The 19459-nt window shown below is 59.8% G+C and carries 15 protein-coding genes and 1 other RNA gene; 10 read left to right on the plus strand and 6 right to left on the minus strand.

Annotated elements, in window-relative coordinates; all coding sequences use genetic code 11:
* Positions 1-177: 177 nt before the first annotated feature.
* Genes ILT44_RS18565 through ILT44_RS18575 form a run of 3 tightly spaced genes read right to left on the minus strand, consistent with a single transcriptional unit; the run spans position 178 to position 2517 of the window.
* Positions 178-1215: an amino acid ABC transporter substrate-binding protein gene (locus ILT44_RS18565; RefSeq protein ID WP_204241100.1), complete on the minus strand. Its 1038-nt coding sequence runs from the start codon at positions 1213-1215 to the stop codon at positions 178-180.
* 47 nt (positions 1216-1262) lie between these two features.
* Positions 1263-1919 (minus strand): L,D-transpeptidase, encoded by a 657-nt coding sequence (locus tag ILT44_RS18570; RefSeq protein WP_204241101.1) that lies wholly within the window; start codon positions 1917-1919, stop codon positions 1263-1265.
* Positions 1920-1953: 34 nt separating this feature from the next.
* Complete coding sequence (locus ILT44_RS18575) at positions 1954-2517, minus strand: hypothetical protein (RefSeq protein ID WP_204241102.1); 564 nt, start codon at positions 2515-2517, stop codon at positions 1954-1956.
* Between the two features lie 710 nt (positions 2518-3227).
* On the opposite strand from ILT44_RS18575, the gene ILT44_RS18580 reads away from it, so the two are divergent.
* Together ILT44_RS18580 and ILT44_RS18585 are read left to right on the plus strand one after the other, a co-directional pair.
* Positions 3228-5360, plus strand: coding sequence for an adenylate/guanylate cyclase domain-containing protein (locus ILT44_RS18580; protein ID WP_204241103.1), 2133 nt, complete (start codon positions 3228-3230; stop codon positions 5358-5360).
* A gap of 1286 nt (positions 5361-6646) precedes the next feature.
* The gene (locus tag ILT44_RS18585; RefSeq protein ID WP_204241104.1) at positions 6647-7951 is read left to right on the plus strand and encodes a polysaccharide lyase family 7 protein; all 1305 of its coding nucleotides are present in this window, start codon (positions 6647-6649) and stop codon (positions 7949-7951) included.
* Positions 7952-8378: 427 nt separating this feature from the next.
* Here the strand turns inward: ILT44_RS18585 and ILT44_RS18590 are convergent, their stop codons facing one another.
* Positions 8379-8615 carry a hypothetical protein gene (locus ILT44_RS18590; protein WP_204241105.1) on the minus strand — a complete coding sequence of 79 codons (237 nt, stop codon included), beginning with the start codon at positions 8613-8615 and terminating at the stop codon, positions 8379-8381.
* A 175-nt stretch (positions 8616-8790) separates the two neighbouring features.
* Positions 8791-9063 carry a hypothetical protein gene (locus tag ILT44_RS18595; protein ID WP_204241106.1) on the minus strand — a complete coding sequence of 91 codons (273 nt, stop codon included), beginning with the start codon at positions 9061-9063 and terminating at the stop codon, positions 8791-8793.
* Positions 9064-9337: 274 nt separating this feature from the next.
* On the opposite strand from ILT44_RS18595, the gene ssrA reads away from it, so the two are divergent.
* From ssrA to ILT44_RS18615, 5 genes are all read left to right on the plus strand, one after another.
* Positions 9338-9722, plus strand: a transfer-messenger RNA (tmRNA) gene (gene ssrA, locus ILT44_RS18600).
* Between the two features lie 73 nt (positions 9723-9795).
* The gene (locus ILT44_RS18605) at positions 9796-10536 is read left to right on the plus strand and encodes a hypothetical protein (RefSeq protein WP_204241107.1); all 741 of its coding nucleotides are present in this window, start codon (positions 9796-9798) and stop codon (positions 10534-10536) included.
* A gap of 339 nt (positions 10537-10875) precedes the next feature.
* Positions 10876-11412, plus strand: a complete 537-nt coding sequence (locus ILT44_RS18610) for a CarD family transcriptional regulator (protein ID WP_204241108.1) — start codon at positions 10876-10878, stop codon at positions 11410-11412.
* A gap of 639 nt (positions 11413-12051) precedes the next feature.
* Complete coding sequence (locus ILT44_RS31495; protein ID WP_255549760.1) at positions 12052-12177, plus strand: hypothetical protein; 126 nt, start codon at positions 12052-12054, stop codon at positions 12175-12177.
* A 232-nt stretch (positions 12178-12409) separates the two neighbouring features.
* Positions 12410-13522 (plus strand): alpha/beta fold hydrolase, encoded by a 1113-nt coding sequence (locus ILT44_RS18615; RefSeq protein ID WP_204241109.1) that lies wholly within the window; start codon positions 12410-12412, stop codon positions 13520-13522.
* A gap of 177 nt (positions 13523-13699) precedes the next feature.
* Here the strand turns inward: ILT44_RS18615 and ILT44_RS18620 are convergent, their stop codons facing one another.
* On the minus strand, positions 13700-15118 hold the full coding sequence (locus tag ILT44_RS18620) for an alpha,alpha-trehalose-phosphate synthase (UDP-forming) (RefSeq protein WP_204241110.1): 1419 nt from the start codon (positions 15116-15118) through the stop codon (positions 13700-13702).
* Between the two features lie 532 nt (positions 15119-15650).
* Between ILT44_RS18620 and paoA the strand changes: the two genes are divergently transcribed.
* From paoA to paoC, 3 genes are read left to right on the plus strand one after another with little or no spacing between them, the layout of a single operon-like run.
* A complete protein-coding gene (paoA, locus tag ILT44_RS18625) occupies positions 15651-16286 on the plus strand; it encodes an aldehyde dehydrogenase iron-sulfur subunit PaoA (protein WP_204241111.1) in 636 nt (211 codons plus the stop codon).
* Positions 16283-17233 (plus strand): FAD binding domain-containing protein, encoded by a 951-nt coding sequence (locus ILT44_RS18630; RefSeq protein WP_204241112.1) that lies wholly within the window; start codon positions 16283-16285, stop codon positions 17231-17233. The genes paoA and ILT44_RS18630 overlap by 4 nt, the downstream gene beginning before the upstream one ends.
* Before the next feature lie 3 nt (positions 17234-17236).
* On the plus strand, positions 17237-19456 hold the full coding sequence (paoC, locus tag ILT44_RS18635; RefSeq protein WP_204241113.1) for an aldehyde oxidoreductase molybdenum-binding subunit PaoC: 2220 nt from the start codon (positions 17237-17239) through the stop codon (positions 19454-19456).
* Positions 19457-19459 lie beyond the last annotated feature (3 nt).

A 19459-nucleotide genomic window follows, 5' to 3' on the forward strand; every position in this document is an offset into this window, starting at 1 on the left:
ACGATGCCTCGCTAGAAACTGCGGTCAACGCTGCGGGGCACACTGCGGCCTGAGTACAATAGGCTATCGCGAACAGAACCATGAGCGGTGCCCGTCTGAGCGATGTAAGCATGCACCATGCCGTGTGGTGGATCCGCATGTGTGCCTCCCTTAACTTCACGATGGCGATCATTGCTATCACCGGAGCGGAGGCGCGTAGAGCACGCCTCCCATGGTCCAGAGTTGATTCAGCCCGCGTGGGATACCGAGACGCGACGCGGTGCCGAGGTTCCGCTCATAGATCTCAGCGTAGTTGCCAGCCGCCCGGATGGCGTGGAGCGCCCAAGCATCGTCGAGCCCCAACATCTTTCCGAACCCGCCTTCCACGCCCACGAAACGGCGCACGTCGGGTTTATGCGACGCCATTGCGTCGGTCGTGTTTTGAGAGGAAACGCCGAGTTCCTCCGCGTTGACGAGCGCGAAGTTCACCCACTTCACGATGGTGAACCAGGCAAAGTCGTCGGCACGCGTCACGGGCCCAAGCGGCTCCTTCGAGATGATGTCGGGGAGGATGACCGTATCAGCCGATTGTGGAAGCTTCAGGCGCTCGGCATAGAGGGCGGATTGATCCCGCGTCAGAACGTTGCACTGTCCGGACTGGAACCCCTCAAGCGCGGCCGCGGCACTCGGCAAGGCGTGCTCCTCGAATGTCATGGAATTGGCAGCAAAGAAGTCGGCGACGTTGCGCTCGCTCGTCGTCCCCGCCTCGACGCAGATCTTGGCACGATCGAGTTCCAGGGCGGACGTGACGTTGAGGTTCCGCATGACCATGAAGCCTTGACCGTCGTGGTAGGTCACGCCCGCAAAGGCAAGGCCGAGGCCGGCTTCCCGTTCCAGGGTCCAGGTCGAATTACGGGACAGGAGGTCGATGCGGCCCGCGCGGAGAACCTCGAAACGCTCGCTGGCCGACAAAGGCACGAACGTCACCTTCGCAGGATCGTTGAAGATCGCGGCCGCCAGCGCGCGGCAGAAGTCCACGTCGAAGCCCGACCATGCGCCTTGCTCGTTTCTCTCGGAGAAGCCGTACAGGCCTTCGCTGACGCCGCATTGCACGGCGCCCCGCTGCTTCACCATCTCAAGCGTTCCTGCCGCGGCAGGCGTAGCAAAGACGAGCAGCAGGGCGGCCGAGATGCCCACCATGAGAGAGGTTACACAGGCCTTGGCGACATTCCACATGATGCGTGATCTCCGTAACGATAAGCGGATGAGGAATCCCGAATGGTTCAGAGGCTGGCGCCGTGGCGCACGACCACCTTAGTGCCGAGCGGCACGCGGGCGTAGAGGTCGATAATGTCGCCGTTGGCCAAGCGGAAACAGCCGGACGAGATCGCGTGTCCGATGGTCTCAGGCTGGTTTGTGCCGTGGATTCGAAAGACCGTCGAGCCGAGATAAAGAGCGCGGGAGCCCATGGGATTTCCCGGACCACCGGCCATAAAGCGCGGAAGGTATGGCTGCCGGGCGAGCATCTCGGGCGGCGGCCGCCAGTCCGGCCATTCGGACTTGCGGCTGACCCGCACGAGCCCGGACCACTGGAAGCCTTCGCGGCCAACCCCGATGCCGTAGCGCAGGGCGCGGTTGTTGCCTTGCACCAGATAAACAAAGCGTTCCGAAGTGTGGACGACCAGTGTTCCCAGCGGTTCGCTGGATCGGAAGAACACGACTTGGCGCGCATAAGGCCCGTCGCGGATCACGGCCTCTTCTGTCGAAATGCGGCCCGGTTCGTCGCCGACGTCGAGGGTTTCCTGTGCCGGAGATGGTGGACGCGTCTGGGCGGTTGAAGGAATAGGGAGGCAGGCCACAAGCGAGAAACCTACCAACGCAGCAAGTCCCGCCGGCAGTCTCGCCAGTCCAGATGCGGCCAACTCTGATGTTGAGATCATGACGGTCTCCCAGATGGATGGGTAGCTATGGTCGTCAGGCACGGCAGCGCACGTACACGAACGTGCCGTAGCGCCGGTTTGCATCCGGATCGACGAAGCGCATGGTCATCAGGTCAGCGGTCGACGAGAGGATCTCACGGTCCTGCGGATCGCCTGGGGGCGCCTCGAAGCCAAGATATGTCCTGCCGGCGGCATCACCCTTGAGCCGCAGTTCGTAGCGCTTCGGATCATCGGCGACATGCATCATGATCCCGTCCGTCGGTCCTTTCGTGATGGCATAGGCCTGGCCGCACTGAGCTCTCGCCTCGCTCTCGGTGCGCCGTCGGTCCTTCTCGTCATGGAACGACGCCACACCCCACCGTCCGATCAGGCGCTCACGCGCAAAGTCCGTTGGAGCCTCGACACTGCTGGAGAGGGCCTCCTTGTCCGGCGTAAGGGTGCATCCGGCTACCATCAGTGCAAGGACCGCTGCGCCGGCGAGCTTGGAATGGATGTTCGGAAGCCGTGGAGCAGGGCAGAGGGTCTTCGACGTGAACAAGACCCGCCGATCTCTCATTCTCCCGGCGCCGACTTCAGCGGCCCGCCCTTGAGTTGACATGTCCTGATCCCTGCATCCGTGCTTGAAGTTCATGTCGGTTAGGTGTTCCACGTTGGCGCTGCTTGAGGACGGGCGGAAGGCCCGGCTCGCGTCTTGCGCATGCGGAGGAGAACCCACTTCAGTGACGCTGCTTTCCCTTGTGGCGCCCTGCTTTTTTGGCGCGGTGCCGGGATGCTATATCCGTCTGTGCTGGCCTGCTTGACATTTCCGGACGCTTGCTTGGCAGTTCAGGACATCCTCGCCGCTCGTCCAAAACGTGTGTAGCGGATGGGAGGCGAACTCGGAGAGGGCAAGACCGATTCTGGAATTCGCCGGAACCGTGAATAACCTCTTATTAACTCATGTTACTATGACCTAGGTCAGGCCAATCGCCGAAAACCTGCGCGACACAGAACGTCATAAGTGACGCGCCAGTAGCATCCATGCGCTGTTGGGGCCGGCGACCCTTGCCATGACCTGTGCGCAGGCGATGGAGTGTAGAGGGCGACCCTGCTTGCCACCATCGCTGTTGGATAGGGAACAGGGGCCAATCAGCATTTTTACCCAACCAAAACCTAGGGCTGACTCTGCGCAAGGTGGCAGGGGTGCTCATTTGGCTTTCCTGTTAAGAATCCCGTAGTCTCCGGAAGGGCTCCAATAGGAGAGTCCCTGTAGCTGGGGTTTTGGACTATCATCATCGGATATGTCCCGGCCTTTTGAGTCGTCGACTGATGGTGAGTCATGGCTTCCATGGACGTGATCGGCTCGTCGCGCCCCGCGCCTTGGCCGCAAAGCTGTTTGCGACCCTCGTTCTGCTTGGCGCAACTGCCGTGCTGCTCACCGGGATGCTCGGTTATTTCCGCGCCCGCGAGGCTCTCGAAAAGGCTGTCTTCGACCAGCTCACGGCTGCCCGCGAGACCAAGGCGCGCCAAGTCGAAACCTACTTTCGCACGATACAGGCCGATTTACGCCTCCTTGCCACCTCCAAGATGGTAGTCGATGCCACGCGCGAGTTCCGGGTCGCAGTCGACCAGGTCGACCGGGCCGGTACGTCGCCCGAATTGCGCCAGAAGGTCAGCGACTGGTATGCCGAGAACTTCCTGCCTCTCATGGCCCAGGTCTTGGGCAGGGAGCCAGCTCTGGCCGATTACCTGCCCGTCGGCGCCGCTCCCTATTATCTGCAATATCACTACATCGTTGCTAATCCGAATCCTGCGGAGCGGCGCCAGCTTCTCGATGACGCCGGCGACGGAAGCGATTACAGCAGGCTGCATGCCACGTATCATCCGTTGATGCGTGCCGCAGCATCGACTGTAGGCTTCTTTGACTTCATGGTTGGCGACCCCAGGACGGGTCGCCTGATCTACACTGTCACAAAGGAAGTGGATTTCACCACCTCCCTTCAGCTTGGCCCTTACCGCCGCTCAAACGTCGCCGCTATCGTCGCCCGCTGCGCGCTCCTCCCCGACCAGTCAGCAAACTGCCTGGAGGATTTCGCTCCTTACGCTCCTTCTGGCGGCGCACCCATCGCCTTCATGGGGGCACCGGTCATTGACCAAGGTGCCGTGATCGGTGTGCTGATCGCGCAATTGTCGAATGAGGAGATCGACAACGTCGTCACTGGAGGCCGCCGTTGGCCGCAGGAAGGATTCGGCGATACGGGCGAGGCTTATCTCGTCGGGCCCGATTACCTGGTTCGCTCGGCCCCGCGGGCATTCTACGAAAACCTTGAGGGCTACTTTGCCGGCCTCAAAACCGTTGGCACCTCGGACGAGGAGATCGCCGCCATTCGACGATACGGAACACCTGTGCTGCATCAGCGCATCGACACCAAAGCAACCCGGGCGGCGCTCGCTGGTGTCGAGGGTACGGGCGAGATCATCGGCTACCGTGGTGTTCCGACGCTCGCCTCATGGGGCCCACTTGCGATTTCGGGCGTCAAGTGGGCACTCGTTGCCAAGATCGACAGTGCTGAGGCCTTCGCGCCGATCGACCGACTTCGCCGGGACCTCATGGTTGTGGGGGGACTGGCGCTGTTGGTCGTGGCTGCCACGGCTGCATGGCTTGCGCGGGCGCTACTTGGACCACTGCACGAACTCACTGACGGCGTGAAACGCTTCGCTGCGGGCGATTACAGGGCCAGCGTGCCGGTTCGCACGAGGGACGAAATCGGCCAGCTCTGCTTAGCCTTCAACAACATGGTCGAAGATTTGCGTCAAAAGAATATCGAGATTCAGAATAAGAATCGCGAGAATGAGGAACTGCTGCTCAATGTCCTGCCGGCGCCGATTGCCAACCGGCTGCGCAGTGGTGAGGAGAGGATTGCCGATGGCTTTGCGGAAGTCACTGTTGCCTTCGCGGACCTGGTCGGATTCACCGAATTAACGGCGGGCATGCCGCAAGATGTCGTGACGATGCTCAACGGGCTTTTCACGCGGTTCGACGGTGCGGCCCACGATCTCGGTATCGAGAAGATCAAGACGGTGGGCGACGCCTACATGGCGGTGTGCGGCCTGCCGGTGCCTGTGGTCAACCACACCGAGCGGATGGTGCGCATGGCCATCCGCATGGTCCACATGACCCGCGAACACGCTATGGAACACAACGCTTCATTGAAGCTCAGGGTGGGCATCAATACAGGTCCGGTCGTGGCCGGCGTCATTGGGAAGAGCAAGTACATATACGACTTATGGGGGGACACTGTTAACCTCGCGAGCCGGATGGAAGCGGGCGGCGTACCCGATTCGATCCAGGTTACCCGCCCTGTCTACGACCAACTTAAGGACTTGTTCGTCTTCGAGCCGCGTGGCGCGATCGACGTCAAAGGCAAAGGGAAGGTAGAGGCTTGGCTCCTGAGAATGTAATCCATGGGCTCATCCGGCGGGCAAGGTACCACAGCGACGGGCAGCCGAGCTATCACGAGCCACGATGCAACTCATCCCGACCACCCATCAACCCCGGATAGACCAGTCGATGAAGTGGCACCCGATAGTCATCGAGTGGCGTTACAGCTTGTTCCGGCATAAGTAGCAGCTGGATCTGTATGCGGACTATGGCGAGCCGTAGCGGGGCTCACAACTCGAATTCCGGCACAATGACCGACGCAGCCAACTTCTGCTGTTCGAGTTCATCTCCGTTGCGATGCGGTCGCTATTGCCTCGGCTAGATCGTGTCAGCCTCGGCTGGCAATGCTTCAAGCGGTGGCGAGGTCAAACAGCTCGATCCGCAGCAATCAACACTGAGCAAGGCTCGTTGCGATGACCGCAATGTACACTGCATCGATGAGAAAACGCCACGCCTTAGAAATCGTGCTAGACGTACAGACAGCCTTCCCACGTATCTTGTGAGCTTGTTGACCTGAAGGTGTCGATCGGATTGCTAGGAATGTGCCGACACCTAACTTTTAATCAGAGAGTCTTGGGTTCGAGCCCAAGCGCGCTCACCACTTCAAATCCTTCACCGGCAAGGGTTTTGGGAGTTTATTGCAGTTTCGGTCTCTCCGCAATTTGGCTCGGGTAAGGCTAAGGGTGATCACATACGAACTTCGAGCAACCTTCGATAGCCTTCGACTCAGGTTGTGCTGTGCAGCGAAACGTCTGCAATGCGGCCCGGATCCGACCTTTACGCCGCTTTGCGTCAGGGCTACTGTCGCCCCTGAGTTGACGTGTAACCTCTCTGCACAACCAGATCGGCATCAGCCGACAGATCCCTAAAATCTAGGTCAATCGTTCATCAGCGGTCGATTTCTTGTAGCATCAGGTTTTGTGAGAATGTGTACAAGGCCAGCGATTTTACACGGCTTCGATGATGCAATACCGCGCCGATGTTGCTTTACATAGGGCTTGTTACGGAACCGCGGGCTGAGACCCACCTGACATCTTCTCTGTGAAGGACCGTTCTCTGAAGATCCAGAAAAATGAAGCGTGGCCACGTTCTCGCCCGATTCAACCGCCACAACCCTGTCCGTAGAGTTTCGAAGTACGGACTTCAATCTCTGAATTGCTGAATTCTATCTAACGTATTCCTGAAAAAAATCAGCACTATCTTCTTAGTACAGCAGGCATTCTCCTGCCTGTGTATCCCGCCGCATTACCCATCCTGATCTTCAAGCCTCGGCTCACGAGGCTCACTCATCTATGGGACTCATCATATGCCTTTGAATGCTTCCGCCGCGCCCAGCGGCAACTTCAACTTGTCCAATTGGAAGATCACCCTCCCAGTCGACCAGGGCGGTAGTCTCAGCGGTACTGCTGTCGAGGTGCAAAACCTCAGCGGCTACAAGAACTCGAAGTACTTCTACACCGGTTCCGACGGAGCGATGGTTTTCTACGCTCCCGTCGATGGAGCAACCACGAGCGGCTCCTCCTACGCTCGGTCTGAGCTGCGCGAGATGACTGGCTCCGAGAAGGCGGCCTGGAACCTGTCCAAAGGCGGGTTCATGAGTGCCACCCTTGAGGTTGATGCCGCTCCGAACCGCGACGGCGTTGGCGGCAAGCTCGTCGTCGGCCAGATCCATGGCCAGAACGACGAGCTGGTACGTCTCTATTGGGAAAACGGCACGGTCTACTTCGTCAACGATCAGGCGGGCTCAAGCAACTCCGAGACGAAGTTCACGCTCAAGGATAGTAGTGGGGCCACGCCGAACGTCTCACTGAATGAGAAGTTCTCCTACACGATCAACGCCAAGGGCTCGACCCTTGAGGTTGATGTCTACGCTGACGGCAAGGTCTACGAGTCCAGCACCAAGATCAACTCCGTCTGGCAGAGCGACTCATTCTACTTCAAGGCAGGGGCCTATCTTGGTGCGAATGAAACCAATGGTTCCGGGGCTGGCCAAGCTTCGTTTTATGCCCTGGACGTCAACCATGATGGCACGGTGACGACACCCCCGACTTCTTCTGATCCGTCGCCGAAGCCGATCCCAGACGAGCCGGTTCCAGACCCGTCGGAAGAGTCCACCCTGGTCCCAACACCGCAGCCTGATCCAATCTCGTCCGAACTGCCAATAACTACGAAGACCATCACCGGCGATAGCGATGGCAACCGCCTGAGGGGCACGTCCGGCAGTGACCTGATCGACGGCAAGGGTGGCGACGACACGATCTGGGCCAAGAACGGCAGCGATATTCTGAGCGGCAGTTTGGGCGAGGATGCTTTTGTCTTTGACACCAAGCCCGGCAGCAGCAACGTCGATACCATTCTGGACTTCAGTCCTGAGGATGACACGATCCGCCTCAACGACTCGGTGTTCACGGTGCTGGAAAAGGGCACACTCCCGACCGGCAGCTTCGTGATCGGCGATGAGGCCAAGGACTCCGACGACTACATCATCTACAACGACGAGACAGGTGCTCTGTCTTATGATGCCGACGGAAAAGGCGCAGCCGCCGCGGTACAGTTTGGCGCGATCGACAACCTGGCGAAGCTCGCTGCAAGCCACTTCATTGTGATCTAGCACGAGCATGCACCGCAAGTGGCCTCAGTTCACGCTGAGGCCACCTCTCCTTAGGCGGAGTGTTCGCCCAAAGTAGACCGATCAGAATGCTGGGATCGATTGTCTTGCCTGTCAGCCGGCTCCACTCGATCCCCATTTCATTCGACATGCTTGAGAAAAAACCTAACATTCGCGCGCTCATTCTCGTTATCGAGGACGATGCTTTTGTCCGCATGATGCTGGTGGACGTGCTGGATAATGCATGTGCGGCACCGTCCTTACCTTCACCTCTGGGATGGGAAGGAAGAAGCTGTCGCACTCCTGTGAGACCTTGAGGTAACGGATCGGAACGCGATGCTGTCCTTGCCGTGGGGAAGAGCCCTCCCGTCGCCACGATCGCATAGTCGCGGCGGTCCTTGGTGCCGAACACGACGTTCCGGACTTTCGATCATGCTTGGTCTTCGCCCGGACTGCGCCGGCAGACACCCCGGGTGTGCTTCTCGATCGCCGCTAACGCGGCATCAAGGGATGCGAAGGGTCCACGCTCAATGCCGGCCATGGTCTCCAGGGCATGGCCGGCCGGGTGAACTGTGAACTGCTGCGCGGATGCTTCGGTGATACGGCCCATCGGACGGCCGAGCAGGTCCGTCAGGTTCCATGTCCTGCCTTCGTCGATTGGTGTCACGATCACATCCAAGTATGCCTCCCGTGCCCGTACTGCACATGGATCTAAATGGGTCGTCATTCTCACACCTAATTCTCGCAGACGCAGCGTGTTGCCGCGCATTTCCAGCCTGCGGGGATAGGATGGCCTGGCTGCCCGATAGTGCGAAGGTTACCCTATGAGGTGTCTTCTCCAATCAGCCATCGTGGGATTCCGAAACATCTCGCGCCTGTGCGGCGTCGAGAGCTTCCGGAGTGACCGAGATCGCTTGGAAGGATCCTGGTCCGCTCTGAACGAGGGGTAGAAAGATCACGGTGGCAACACGGCGGTAAGCCAAGAAAGATAAGCCCTCGATAGGTTCCTCGTCCGTCTGGATCGTGTAGGTCCCAGCTGGTTGGCTCTCCTCCAATCCAGCCAGCGAGAACGGCCGTGCAAACGTGATGGTCTTGGATGTGGTGCGCACACTCATGGCAATCCTCCATAATACGGGTGGGTGTGACCTTAGACTCCGACCTTGTCGGCGCATGCGACGGCCACGAGCCGATTGCCTTCAGAGGTTCCGGACATGGCCGCCCAGCCATTCTGGGGGGCGAAGCAGCATCATCCTCTGGGTAGCAGAGAAAAAATAGCCATTTTCTCAAGTAGAATTTAGCACAAATAAATATATTACCCTAAATGTATTATGATTTTTCAACTCTTATTGCCAGGTTAATGCAACAACATATCTTATGAATAATACGATAAGACTGGATATTGGGCCTTTGAACGTCTATATCGCGGATGTCAGGTTCGCCTGACTATGATCGTAGAGGCAGAGTGGAATAGGCGTTTAGGACGCGGGTTCGATTCCCGCCGCCTCCACCACAAGCACATCGGCCGTCCGGGTACCCCAGGACGGGTTTGGACCACTGATCTCTTGTTGAGGTCGGACTCATGTCCAGATGTGTTTGTGCTGGGGGCGACATGGGTTCGACTGGGCGCAATAAAGGCTAGGCTGCGATTAGGCTGAGCTACGGCCTTGATAGTGCAAATTCATAAATGCCAACGACAACGTTGACATGGGTGCGGTGCGCCTCGCGGCGTAACCATCCGGGGCTCGGGAAAGCCTAGCAACAGAAACGGCACCCTCGGGTGCCGTTCCCATTTCAAAACCTTGGCCTTCTCAGCTCACGCTGCCCCACAAGAGAGAGACGAAGAACAGATGTCGGAGATTCAGGTAGAAGGCTACATTCGGGTTCCTAAAGGAACAACGGTCCACCCGACGGGTGATGGCGTCGAGGCTCCGTCTACTCGCGATCAGGTCGTGAAAGTCGCCAACATCTTCGATGTGGATGTCAAAAGTGAAAGCTTCTATCTGCTTCTCCCCGATGATATGCGGCTGCGTTACTTTGATGCTAGCGGGGGCAAACGTCCCATTGATCAGGACATTCTGGAGTTCACAGACCGCCTCACGAAGGGCGATTATCGAGCCGTGGAGTGGTCGAGCAAATGGGCATTGATCGCCGACGTTCAGCCTGTCGAGGCCCCCGCCCGGGCCAGGACGGCAAAGAAGGTCGGTAAATCGGAGAAGAAGCCGGTTACCAAGCAGCAACAGATGGTGACTGGTTCCGTGTGGCGCTTCACCCAGGATGCGGAGCTTCGCTATAAGGTTCGTAACCCCGCATACGCTGTCATGAGCGATGACATCGCCGATGGTCTCCGCCAGTTGCCTTCATATGCCCGGACTCAAGCTGTCGATGCCAAGCTGAGGGAGCTTGGCATTATCGATCACATAGATGAGCCCTGGGGACAGGTGACCGCAGGCGAGACCTTCAAGGTTCGTGGCAAGCTGACCTCCGGCTTTGCAGGCGGGCAAGATGTACCGATGCTGTTCCGAGGCGAGAAGTTTACGCTGCCCTATGCCAGCCTTGAGCCATTCATTGAGTTGGTGGTTGAAAGATAAACAAGTCCGTACCGAACGGATCGGTTATCCCGAAGATCTCTTCGGCAATTCTGGGAGTGCGGTCTAGCAGCGCCAACAGGATCCAGACTGGTCCCTGTGATAACCGGCGACTCTGCTCCCAATTCCGATGTGGTGGGCGAAAGCAGCCTGCAAAAGCCGGTCTTGTGTCTGATGGCAGCGACGTCGCAAATGGAGAGCAGTCGTTACGCGGGAACCGCGTCAGCCACTTCGAGTTCTGCAAACGTAAGGCGCACTGACGCGACCATCAGAAATTCGATGCCAACGACACAGCATCTCACAGCTAAGGCATTGTCGGTGTTCCAAGGAGATCATGTCTGAATGACGACGAAGAACAATGCTCTTTCCTTCGAGATTGGTGAAACAGTCGTGTATCCATCCCATGGTGTGGGTGAGATCACGGCGATCGAAGAGCAGGAGGTTGCCGGGTTCAAACTTGAGCTCTTTGTGCTCACCTTCGATAAAGACCGCCTTACGATTCGCGTTCCCCTGGCGAAAGCCAAGAGCAGCGGCATGAGAAAAGTGTCGGAACCTGCTGTAGTGACGCAGGCGCTCCAAATCCTTGCCGAAAAGGCAAAGGTAAAGCGCGGCATGTGGAACCGGCGCTCGAATGACTTTCAGGAGCGCATCGGGACCGGGCAGATGACCGCCATTGCTGAGGTCTTACGAGATCTCAATCGCGGCTCAGAACAGCAAGAGGCTTCCTACAGCGAGCAGCAGGTCTTCGAAGGCGCTCTGGACTTGATGGTCAGGGAAGTTGCAGCGGCCAACCGGTTGACACTGACCGAAGCTCGCAAGCTGATTGAGCAGAGCTTGGCCAAAGCTCCTCATCTCAACTCAGCCCTTCCCATTGCATGAGATGCCAGTCAACGCTTACTCTCGCTTTATCCTGGCTCCAGGCATTCTTGGGACTGTTGGCTTCTTCGATAACGTTGCCTCATGGATCTAGCGGCGCATTGGAATAAGTTGGAGCAAGTGCATGGTGACACGAACCAACCGCTTGAAGAACTTCAAGACCGAAGGAAATCCAGGCTCTGGGCTGCCGGTGCAGGCTCTGGCTGAGGATCATGTTGGGACCTACATCCTTCCATTCCCCTGTGAGCGCATCAACGGGGAATGGCGGAACGGGACAACGGGAGAGACCGTACAGGCCAGCATTATTGGTTGGCGCGAGTTTGGAGCAGGGAGTAGAGATCCACTACCTCTGCTTAGCAGTCGAGCAAAGTGAGCAACGACGCCACATACCCTGATCTCGTTGACCTCAAGCTAGCGCTGGGGCAACTCAGACTTGATACTCGGGTGATCACTGCCTTGCGGAGGGCCGCGCCTACACAGAGCTGAGGCCGCCTATTTGCACCTGAGCTGCCGCGTACAGGCTGTAACGCAAAAAGGTCGCCCCCTTGGAACCACAGACTTGTCGCAGTTCCTACGGGCGTTTCAATGTTCCTCTAGGCTTCTGCAGGTGTTACACTCTGGGTCAGCATCAGGAGAAGCGATATGGCCAAGGGTGAACAGCGCGGCAACCGCGAGGCGAAGAAGCCGAAGAAGGAAAAGACCAAGACGATTGCCGCCGCGCCTTCGACAAAGGGAACTGTGGGCTCAAGCACTGGATCCAAGAAGTAGGACTTTTCTGAAGCCGGTCTCGCTCATCTCCCGGCTTCAGCAGAGTATCGTGTCGGCCACAACAGATGGCCTTTAGCAGCGCTAGGGCTCATTTCGCAGGCCGGGCTAGGGAAACGAACCAACACGCATAGGAAGGCTTTCTGTAGAACGAGCGTCTGACTCGAAACTGTGCGCTGCAGCAACCGTCTTGCTTCTCGGGCGTTCCCCACGATCAGCCCTATGGAGAGTGCGCATGTCCCGCATGGAGACGAGAGCCGATAAGAGCCCGCGCAATCCGGCTGAGGCGCCTCTTTATGCTGCCGAACCGCAACAAGGCAACACCCATCGCCCTGAGCAGGCGACTGCAAGACCGCACGGGACGCCCCGTCCCAAGCGGGCCGCTCATTCAAGTCACTGGCGTTGGCTTGCGCCGGTTCTGGCGGGCTCGGCTGCAACTCTAGCAGCCGCTGCTCTGTATAACCGACAGAGAGCCGGGGCGGCCGAACGCAAGACGCCGCCCATGGGCCGGTTCCTCAATATTGATGGCGTGCGCCTGCACTACATCGTGCGCGGCGAGGGCGAGCCTATCGTGCTGATTCATGGCAACGGCACCATGATACAAGATTTCACCGTCAGCGGCTTGGTGGACCATCTGGCGTCCCGCTACAGGGTGATCGTGATCGACCGACCGGGGTACGGTTACAGCAGCAGACCTCGCCTCCTCTGGACCCCATGGGCCCATGCGAAGCTCTTCCAGCATGCGCTGGAGCAACTCCGCGTCGAGCAAGCCGTCGTACTGGGACACTCGTGGGGCACCCTCGTGGCGGTTGCTCTTGCCCTTGAGTGCCCGTCGCTTGTGCGCAGCCTTGTGCTTGCCTCTGGCTATTACTACCCGACGCTGCGAGCCGACACGTTCCTGTTCTCGCCGCCAGCTGTTCCGGTGATCGGCGATGCCATGCGCCACACCATCTCTCCCCTGGTCGCCCGCGCCATCCTGCCGGGCCTGATCAAACAAATGTTCGCGCCTGCGGAGGTGCCGGAGCGGTTCGAGCGCCTGTTCCCTAAGGAAATGATGCTCCGTCCGTCGCAGCTGCGCGCCGCGGCTGAGGACGCAGCCCTCATGACTCCCTCAGTGATGGAACTGCGGCAGCACTATCGTGAACTACGGATGCCGATCACGATCATCACAGGTGCCGACGATCAGATTGCTGATGTCGGCCGTCAATCGGAGCGTCTGCATCGGGAGCTGCCACAAAGCGAGTTCATCACGCTTCCAGGTCTCGGACACATGGTCCATCACTTAGCTCCTGAAGCTGTCGCCAATGCAGTAGAACGATCCGTACAGAAGGCCAGAGTCGTGCTCTGAGGCCTGAAGAATGGAGGTTGCAAGATCACCGGATAGCTTAGCGCGTTACGTGAAGCACTGTGGCCGGTGGTGACCTACACTATTCGACAATGAATCCGAATGCGCAGGCCATACCCTTCGGTCGAAAATGATCTGCGATTGATCACGCGGCACTTCGGGTTTGGCTCCCAGCGATCGTTACTCTCTTTTTACCAATCTCGTTCCCCTGCGGGCCTTGTTTGCCTTGTTGGCCGCCAGATCCTGGATAAACGCCGCTGCCCACCGTGAGACATCGGAAGCCCACAGAATTTTCTCCATAGTCTGCCAGCGTGCAACCCGCTCCTCTCGGCTCATATGCAGCGCGTGCTGAATAGCCTCTGCTACTTCGACCTTGTCGTTCGGGTTAACGATGAGCGCATCAGTGAGCTCCTCAGCCGCTCCAGCGAATTTCGAGAGAATGAGAACACCGGGATCCTGCGGGTCCTGAGCTGCGACGTATTCCTTGGCCACCAGGTTCATCCCATCCCGCATCGGGGTCACAAGCCCGACCCGAGCCAGCCGATAAAGGCCGGCAAGCACTGCGCGTGAATAGGTGCTGGTTACGTAGTGGATCGGCACCCAGCCAGGCTCACCCAAAGAGCCATTGATCCGCCCCAATGTTTCATTCACAGCCCGGCTGAGGGTTGCATACTCGGGCACTTCGCTGCGGCTTGTCGGGGCAATCTGAAGATAGGTCACCCGTCCCCGCTGATCCGGATGGCTGACCAGGAAGCGTTCAAAAGCTTCCATGCGCTCGGGAATGCCTTTCGAGTAATCGAGCCGATCAACCCCGATGATCAGCTTGCGCGACCCCAGACCAGCAATCGTCTGCTTGAGAAGCCGGCTTGAGCCAGAGCGTTGGGCTGCCTGCTGGAAGCCATTGACGTCAATGCCGATCGGGATGCTTTTGATGCGCACACGTCGGCTTCCGACGTCCAGGAGATCTATCCCGCGGTGGATTGCGCCAAGTTCCTGGACGAGGCTGCGTCTGAGGTTGTCGGCATCCCGCTCGGTCTGCACACCCACAAGGTCATAATCCGGGATGACGCGCAGGAGCTCTGTGCTGCCTGGAAGAGCACCAAACACTTCAGGAGCAGGCCACGGAATGTGATGAAAGTACCCGATGGGGTTGGTTATGCCGACAGCCCGCAGCTCGCTTGCAAGGGGGATGAGGTGATAGTCGTGAACCCAGACGAGATCATCAGGTTGGATCAGATGCGCCAGCGCACTGGCAAAACTCCGATTGACCCGCAGGTAGCCTGCGTAGTCGGCTCGCGAGAACTCCGATAGGCCAATCCGGTAGTGCATGATGGGCCAGAGCGCCCGGTTCGCGAAGCCGTTATAGTACTCCTGCCGATCGAGCGAGGTCAGGTCCATCACGGCATACTGCACCTGTCCCTTGTCGATGATCTTGGGATGGGCGGCCGGATGGGCTGAAACCTTGCCGCTCCAGCCGAACCATAGTCCCTGGTAAGCTTGAAAGGCCTCGTGCAGGGCCACGGCCAAGCCTCCTGCGGCGGCTTTTCCCGCGGCGTCCGGGATAGCTACGCGATTGGAGATGACAACGAGCCGTCGCAAATGCACCAGTCCTCCTGTAGCAGGGTAGAGGGTAGCCAAGGGCAAGCATCGTGGCAAATAGCGCCAACGCAGTAGCGCCTTATTTCTTTGGGACTGTAATAGGCTTGAGCGGGATCTGGTTTGACATTCTCGACGGAGCAGGTGGTCAGAGATGCAAGCGTGTGAGTTCCGGGTAAAGCAGAGGAGCTGCTAGCGCGCATCGATGGCTGGTTGATTCCCGCCCGCTACGTTATTGCGTAAGTTCAGCACAAGGGAGGAAAATCCCGGCCAAGGTGAAGGATTCGCAGCCTAAATCATAAACCTACCTGCGCCTTTTGGCCTGCCGAAGGCGAGGAGGATTCATGAATGCCAATCATAAGGTTATGCCGCCGCGAGCCTCTAATCGCGCGGCCGCGCCTGACTTAAGTTGAAACAACTCAGGCGATGGGTCGTTGTCGACTAATGCCGGCCGTGCCTCTGGTGAGCGACGCTAAGTTCGTGGTTGCGGCGACATGGAACTGCCCCCCGCAGTTAACAGGGAATGGAGGCCGACATGTCGGATCCTGGAGAGCTGAACGTGAACCGGCGCGAGGTGATGGTCGGAGCTGGGGCCTGCGCGGCACTCGCGGCGGCGCCACCTTCGGTGAGGGCACAACCCGCCCCGGTTGTGACACCCGTGATGACACAGGTCTCGTTCAACGTGAACGGGCAGGTTCGCACGCTCGAGCTCGACACCCGCACAACCCTCCTCGACGCTCTGCGAGAGCACTTACATCTCACGGGCACCAAGAAGGGCTGCGATCACGGCCAGTGCGGAGCTTGCACGGTCATAGTCGATGGGCGGCGGATCAATTCCTGCCTGACGCTCGCCGTGATGCACCAGGGCGGCGCGGTGACCTCGATCGAGGGGCTCGGCACGCCGGATAACCTGCATCCGATGCAGGCGGCGTTCGTCAAGCACGATGGCTATCAGTGCGGCTACTGCACGCCCGGTCAGATCTGCTCGGGTGTTGCGGTGCTGGACGAGATCAAGGCCGGGATCCCGAGCCATGTCACGGCCGACCTCACGGCCCCGGTGCAGCTCAGCGAGTCCGAGATCCGCGAGCGGATGAGCGGCAACATCTGCCGGTGCGGCGCTTATTCCAACATTGTCGAGGCAATGACCGAGGTCGCGGAGAGGCAGGGATGAGAGCTTTCACCTTTGAACGTGCAAACGCGCCTGTTGAGGCAGCCGCTGCCGTCGCTCGCACGCCTGGCGCGAAATTCATCGCGGGCGGCACGAATCTGCTCGACCTGATGAAGCTGCAGATCGAGACACCCACGCACCTCGTCGACGTGAACGGGCTAAAGCTCGACACCATCGAGCCGACGCCGGAAGGAGGGCTTCGGATCGGCGCACTTGTCCGTAACACCGATCTCGCCGCCGACGAGCGCGTCCGGCGCGATTACGGCGTCCTGTCACGAGCGCTGCTCGCCGGCGCGTCCGGCCAGCTGCGCAACCGGGCGACAACTGCGGGGAACCTTCTCCAGCGCACCCGCTGCCCCTACTTTTACGACACCGCACAGCCTTGCAACAAACGAGAGCCCGGCAGCGGCTGCTCGGCCCTGGACGGGTTCAGCCGACAGCTCGGCATCATCGGGGTGAGCGATGCCTGCATTGCCACCAACCCGAGCGACATGGCAGTCGCGATGCGCGCGCTCGACGCAACGGTCGAGACTGTGCGACCCGACGGCATGGCCAGGAAGATCCCGATCGCTGAGTTCCACCGCCTGCCCGGCGAGACTCCCCATGTGGAGACGACGCTGGAGCCCGGCGAGCTCATCACCGCCGTGACCTTACCGCCGCCCCTCGGCGGCCGGCAGATCTATCGCAAGGTGCGCGACCGCGCCTCCTACGCCTTTGCTCTGGTCTCAGTCGCGGCTGTTATTCAGCGGGACGGTACAGGGCGCCTCGCCGTGGGCGGCGTCGCGCACAAGCCGTGGCGGGTCGAAGCGGCGGAAGCCGATCTGCCGCGGGGTGCCAAAGCGGTTACTGAACGGCTGCTCGCTGGTGCTAAATCCACGCACGACAACGCATTCAAAGTGCTGCTGGTCGAGCGTACGCTCGGCGCGGTGATCTCCGAAGCGAGGAGCTGAGACATGCGGTTCGACACTCCCGCCACGACCAATCCGATTGATCAGCTCAAGGTTGTCGGCCAACCCACCGACCGGATCGACGGACGGTACAAGACGACCGGCACGGCAGCCTACGCCTATGAGCGGCACGACGTTGTGCCAGAGCAGGCTTATGGCTTCGTGCTGGGCTCCGCGATCGCCAAAGGCCGTATCGCTGCCATGCACGTGGAAGATGCTAAGACGGCGCCAGGCGTTCTGGCGATCGTCACGACGCTCGACATGCCCCGACTGGAGCGCGGCATGATGAATGCCGCCTACCTGTTCGGCGGACCGATCATTCAGCATTACCACCAAGCGATCGCTGTGGTGGTGGCGGAGACCTTCGAGCAGGCCCGGGCTGCGGCCTACCTGATCCGCGTCGATTACCAGTCCGAGGCGGGAAAGTTCGACCTCGCCGCTGAGGCGCCGAACGCCACGCTCATTGGGGACGATAGCGGCGAGGGCAGCAGCGGGCCCCCTGAGGTTCGCGTCGGTGACTTCGAGGGTGCGTTCGCGGCGGCGGCGGTGAAGCTGGACGAGAGCTACACGACACCCGATGAGAGCCACGCCATGATGGAGCCGCACGCCACGATCGCGGCATGGGATGGCGATCGGCTGACCCTCTGGACGTCGAACCAGATGATCGCCTGGGGCAAACGCAGCATTGCCAAGATCCTGGGCATCCCGGCGCAGAACGTTCGGCTCGACTCGCCCTATATCGGCGGTGGTTTCGGAGCGAAGCTGTTCATCCGGGCTGATGCCGTGCTGGCAGCGCTCGCTGCCAAAGCAGCGCACAGGCCGGTCAAGCTGGCACTCACTCGCCCGCTCATCGCAAACAATACCACCCATCGGCCTGCCACAATCCAGCGCATCCGCATCGGGGCGAACCGTGATGGTACGATCACGGCCATCGCGCACGAGAGCACCTCCGGCAATCTGGCTGAAGGCAAGCCCGAAACGGCTGTGTCACAAACGAGGCTCCTCTACGCAGGCGCAAACCGCCTGATGGCCATGCGGCTCACTCCCCTCGACCTTCCGGAAGGCAACGCGATGCGCGCGCCGGGCGAGGCACCCGGCATGATGGCGCTCGAGGTCGCCATGGACGAGATGGCGGAGAAGCTCGGCCTGGATCCGGTTGAGTTTCGGATCCTGAACGACACCCAAGTCGACCCAGAAAAGCTTGACCGCCGCTTCTCCCATCGCGATCTTGTCGGATGTCTTCGACTTGGCGCCGAGCGCTTCGGTTGGGATAAGCGCAGTCCCCGGCCTGCACAGGTGCGAGACGGACGCTGGCTCATCGGAGCGGGTGTGGCAGCGGGCTTCCGCAACAACCTCCTGACGAAGTCTGGGGCGCGGGTCCGGCTCGACCGTCAGGGCGTGGTCACCGTTGAAACCGACATGACCGATATCGGAACGGGCTCCTACACCATCATTGCCCAGACTGCGGCCGAAATGATGGGGGTCACCTTGGACAAGGTGGTCGTTCGGCTTGGCGACTCCGCCTTCCCAGCCTCCGCCGGGTCCGGCGGACAATGGGGCGCGAACAACGCGACGGCCGGCGTCTATGCAGCCTGCGTCAAGTTGCGTGAAGCCGTTGCTCAGCAGCTCGGCTTCAACGCCGCCGACGCCGAGTTCTCAAATGGTGACGTGCGATCGGGCAACCGCAGCGTTCCGCTTTCTCAGGCTGCCAGCGCGGGCGAGCTTGTTGCGGAAGACCTCATTGAGTACGGCGATCTCGCCAAAACGCACCAGCAATCGACCTTCGCGGCCCACTTCGTCGAGGTCGGGGTCGACGCAGCAACAGGCGAGGTTCGGGTTCGGCGTATGCTCGCGGTGTGCGCGGCTGGGCGCATCCTCAATCCCAAATCCGCGAGGAGCCAGGTGATCGGCGCGATGACGATGGGCGTCGGTGCGGCTTTGATGGAAGAGCTGGCCGTGGACAAGCGGCGAGGTTTCTTCGTCAACCACGATCTTGCGGGCTATGAGGTGCCGGTCCATGCCGACATCCCGCATCAGGAAGTCGTCTTTCTCGACGAGGTCGATCCGATGTCCTCGCCCATGAAGGCCAAGGGCGTCGCCGAGCTCGGCATCTGCGGCGTCGGGGCAGCGGTCGCGAACGCGGTTTACAATGCCACCGGCATTCGCATCCGCGACTATCCGCTCACGCTCGACAAGCTCATCGACCGCCTGCCTGAGGCCGTCTGAGAC

It is taken from the genome of Microvirga arvi, from assembly GCF_016892765.1.
GTDB classification, from domain to species: domain Bacteria; phylum Pseudomonadota; class Alphaproteobacteria; order Rhizobiales; family Beijerinckiaceae; genus Microvirga; species Microvirga arvi.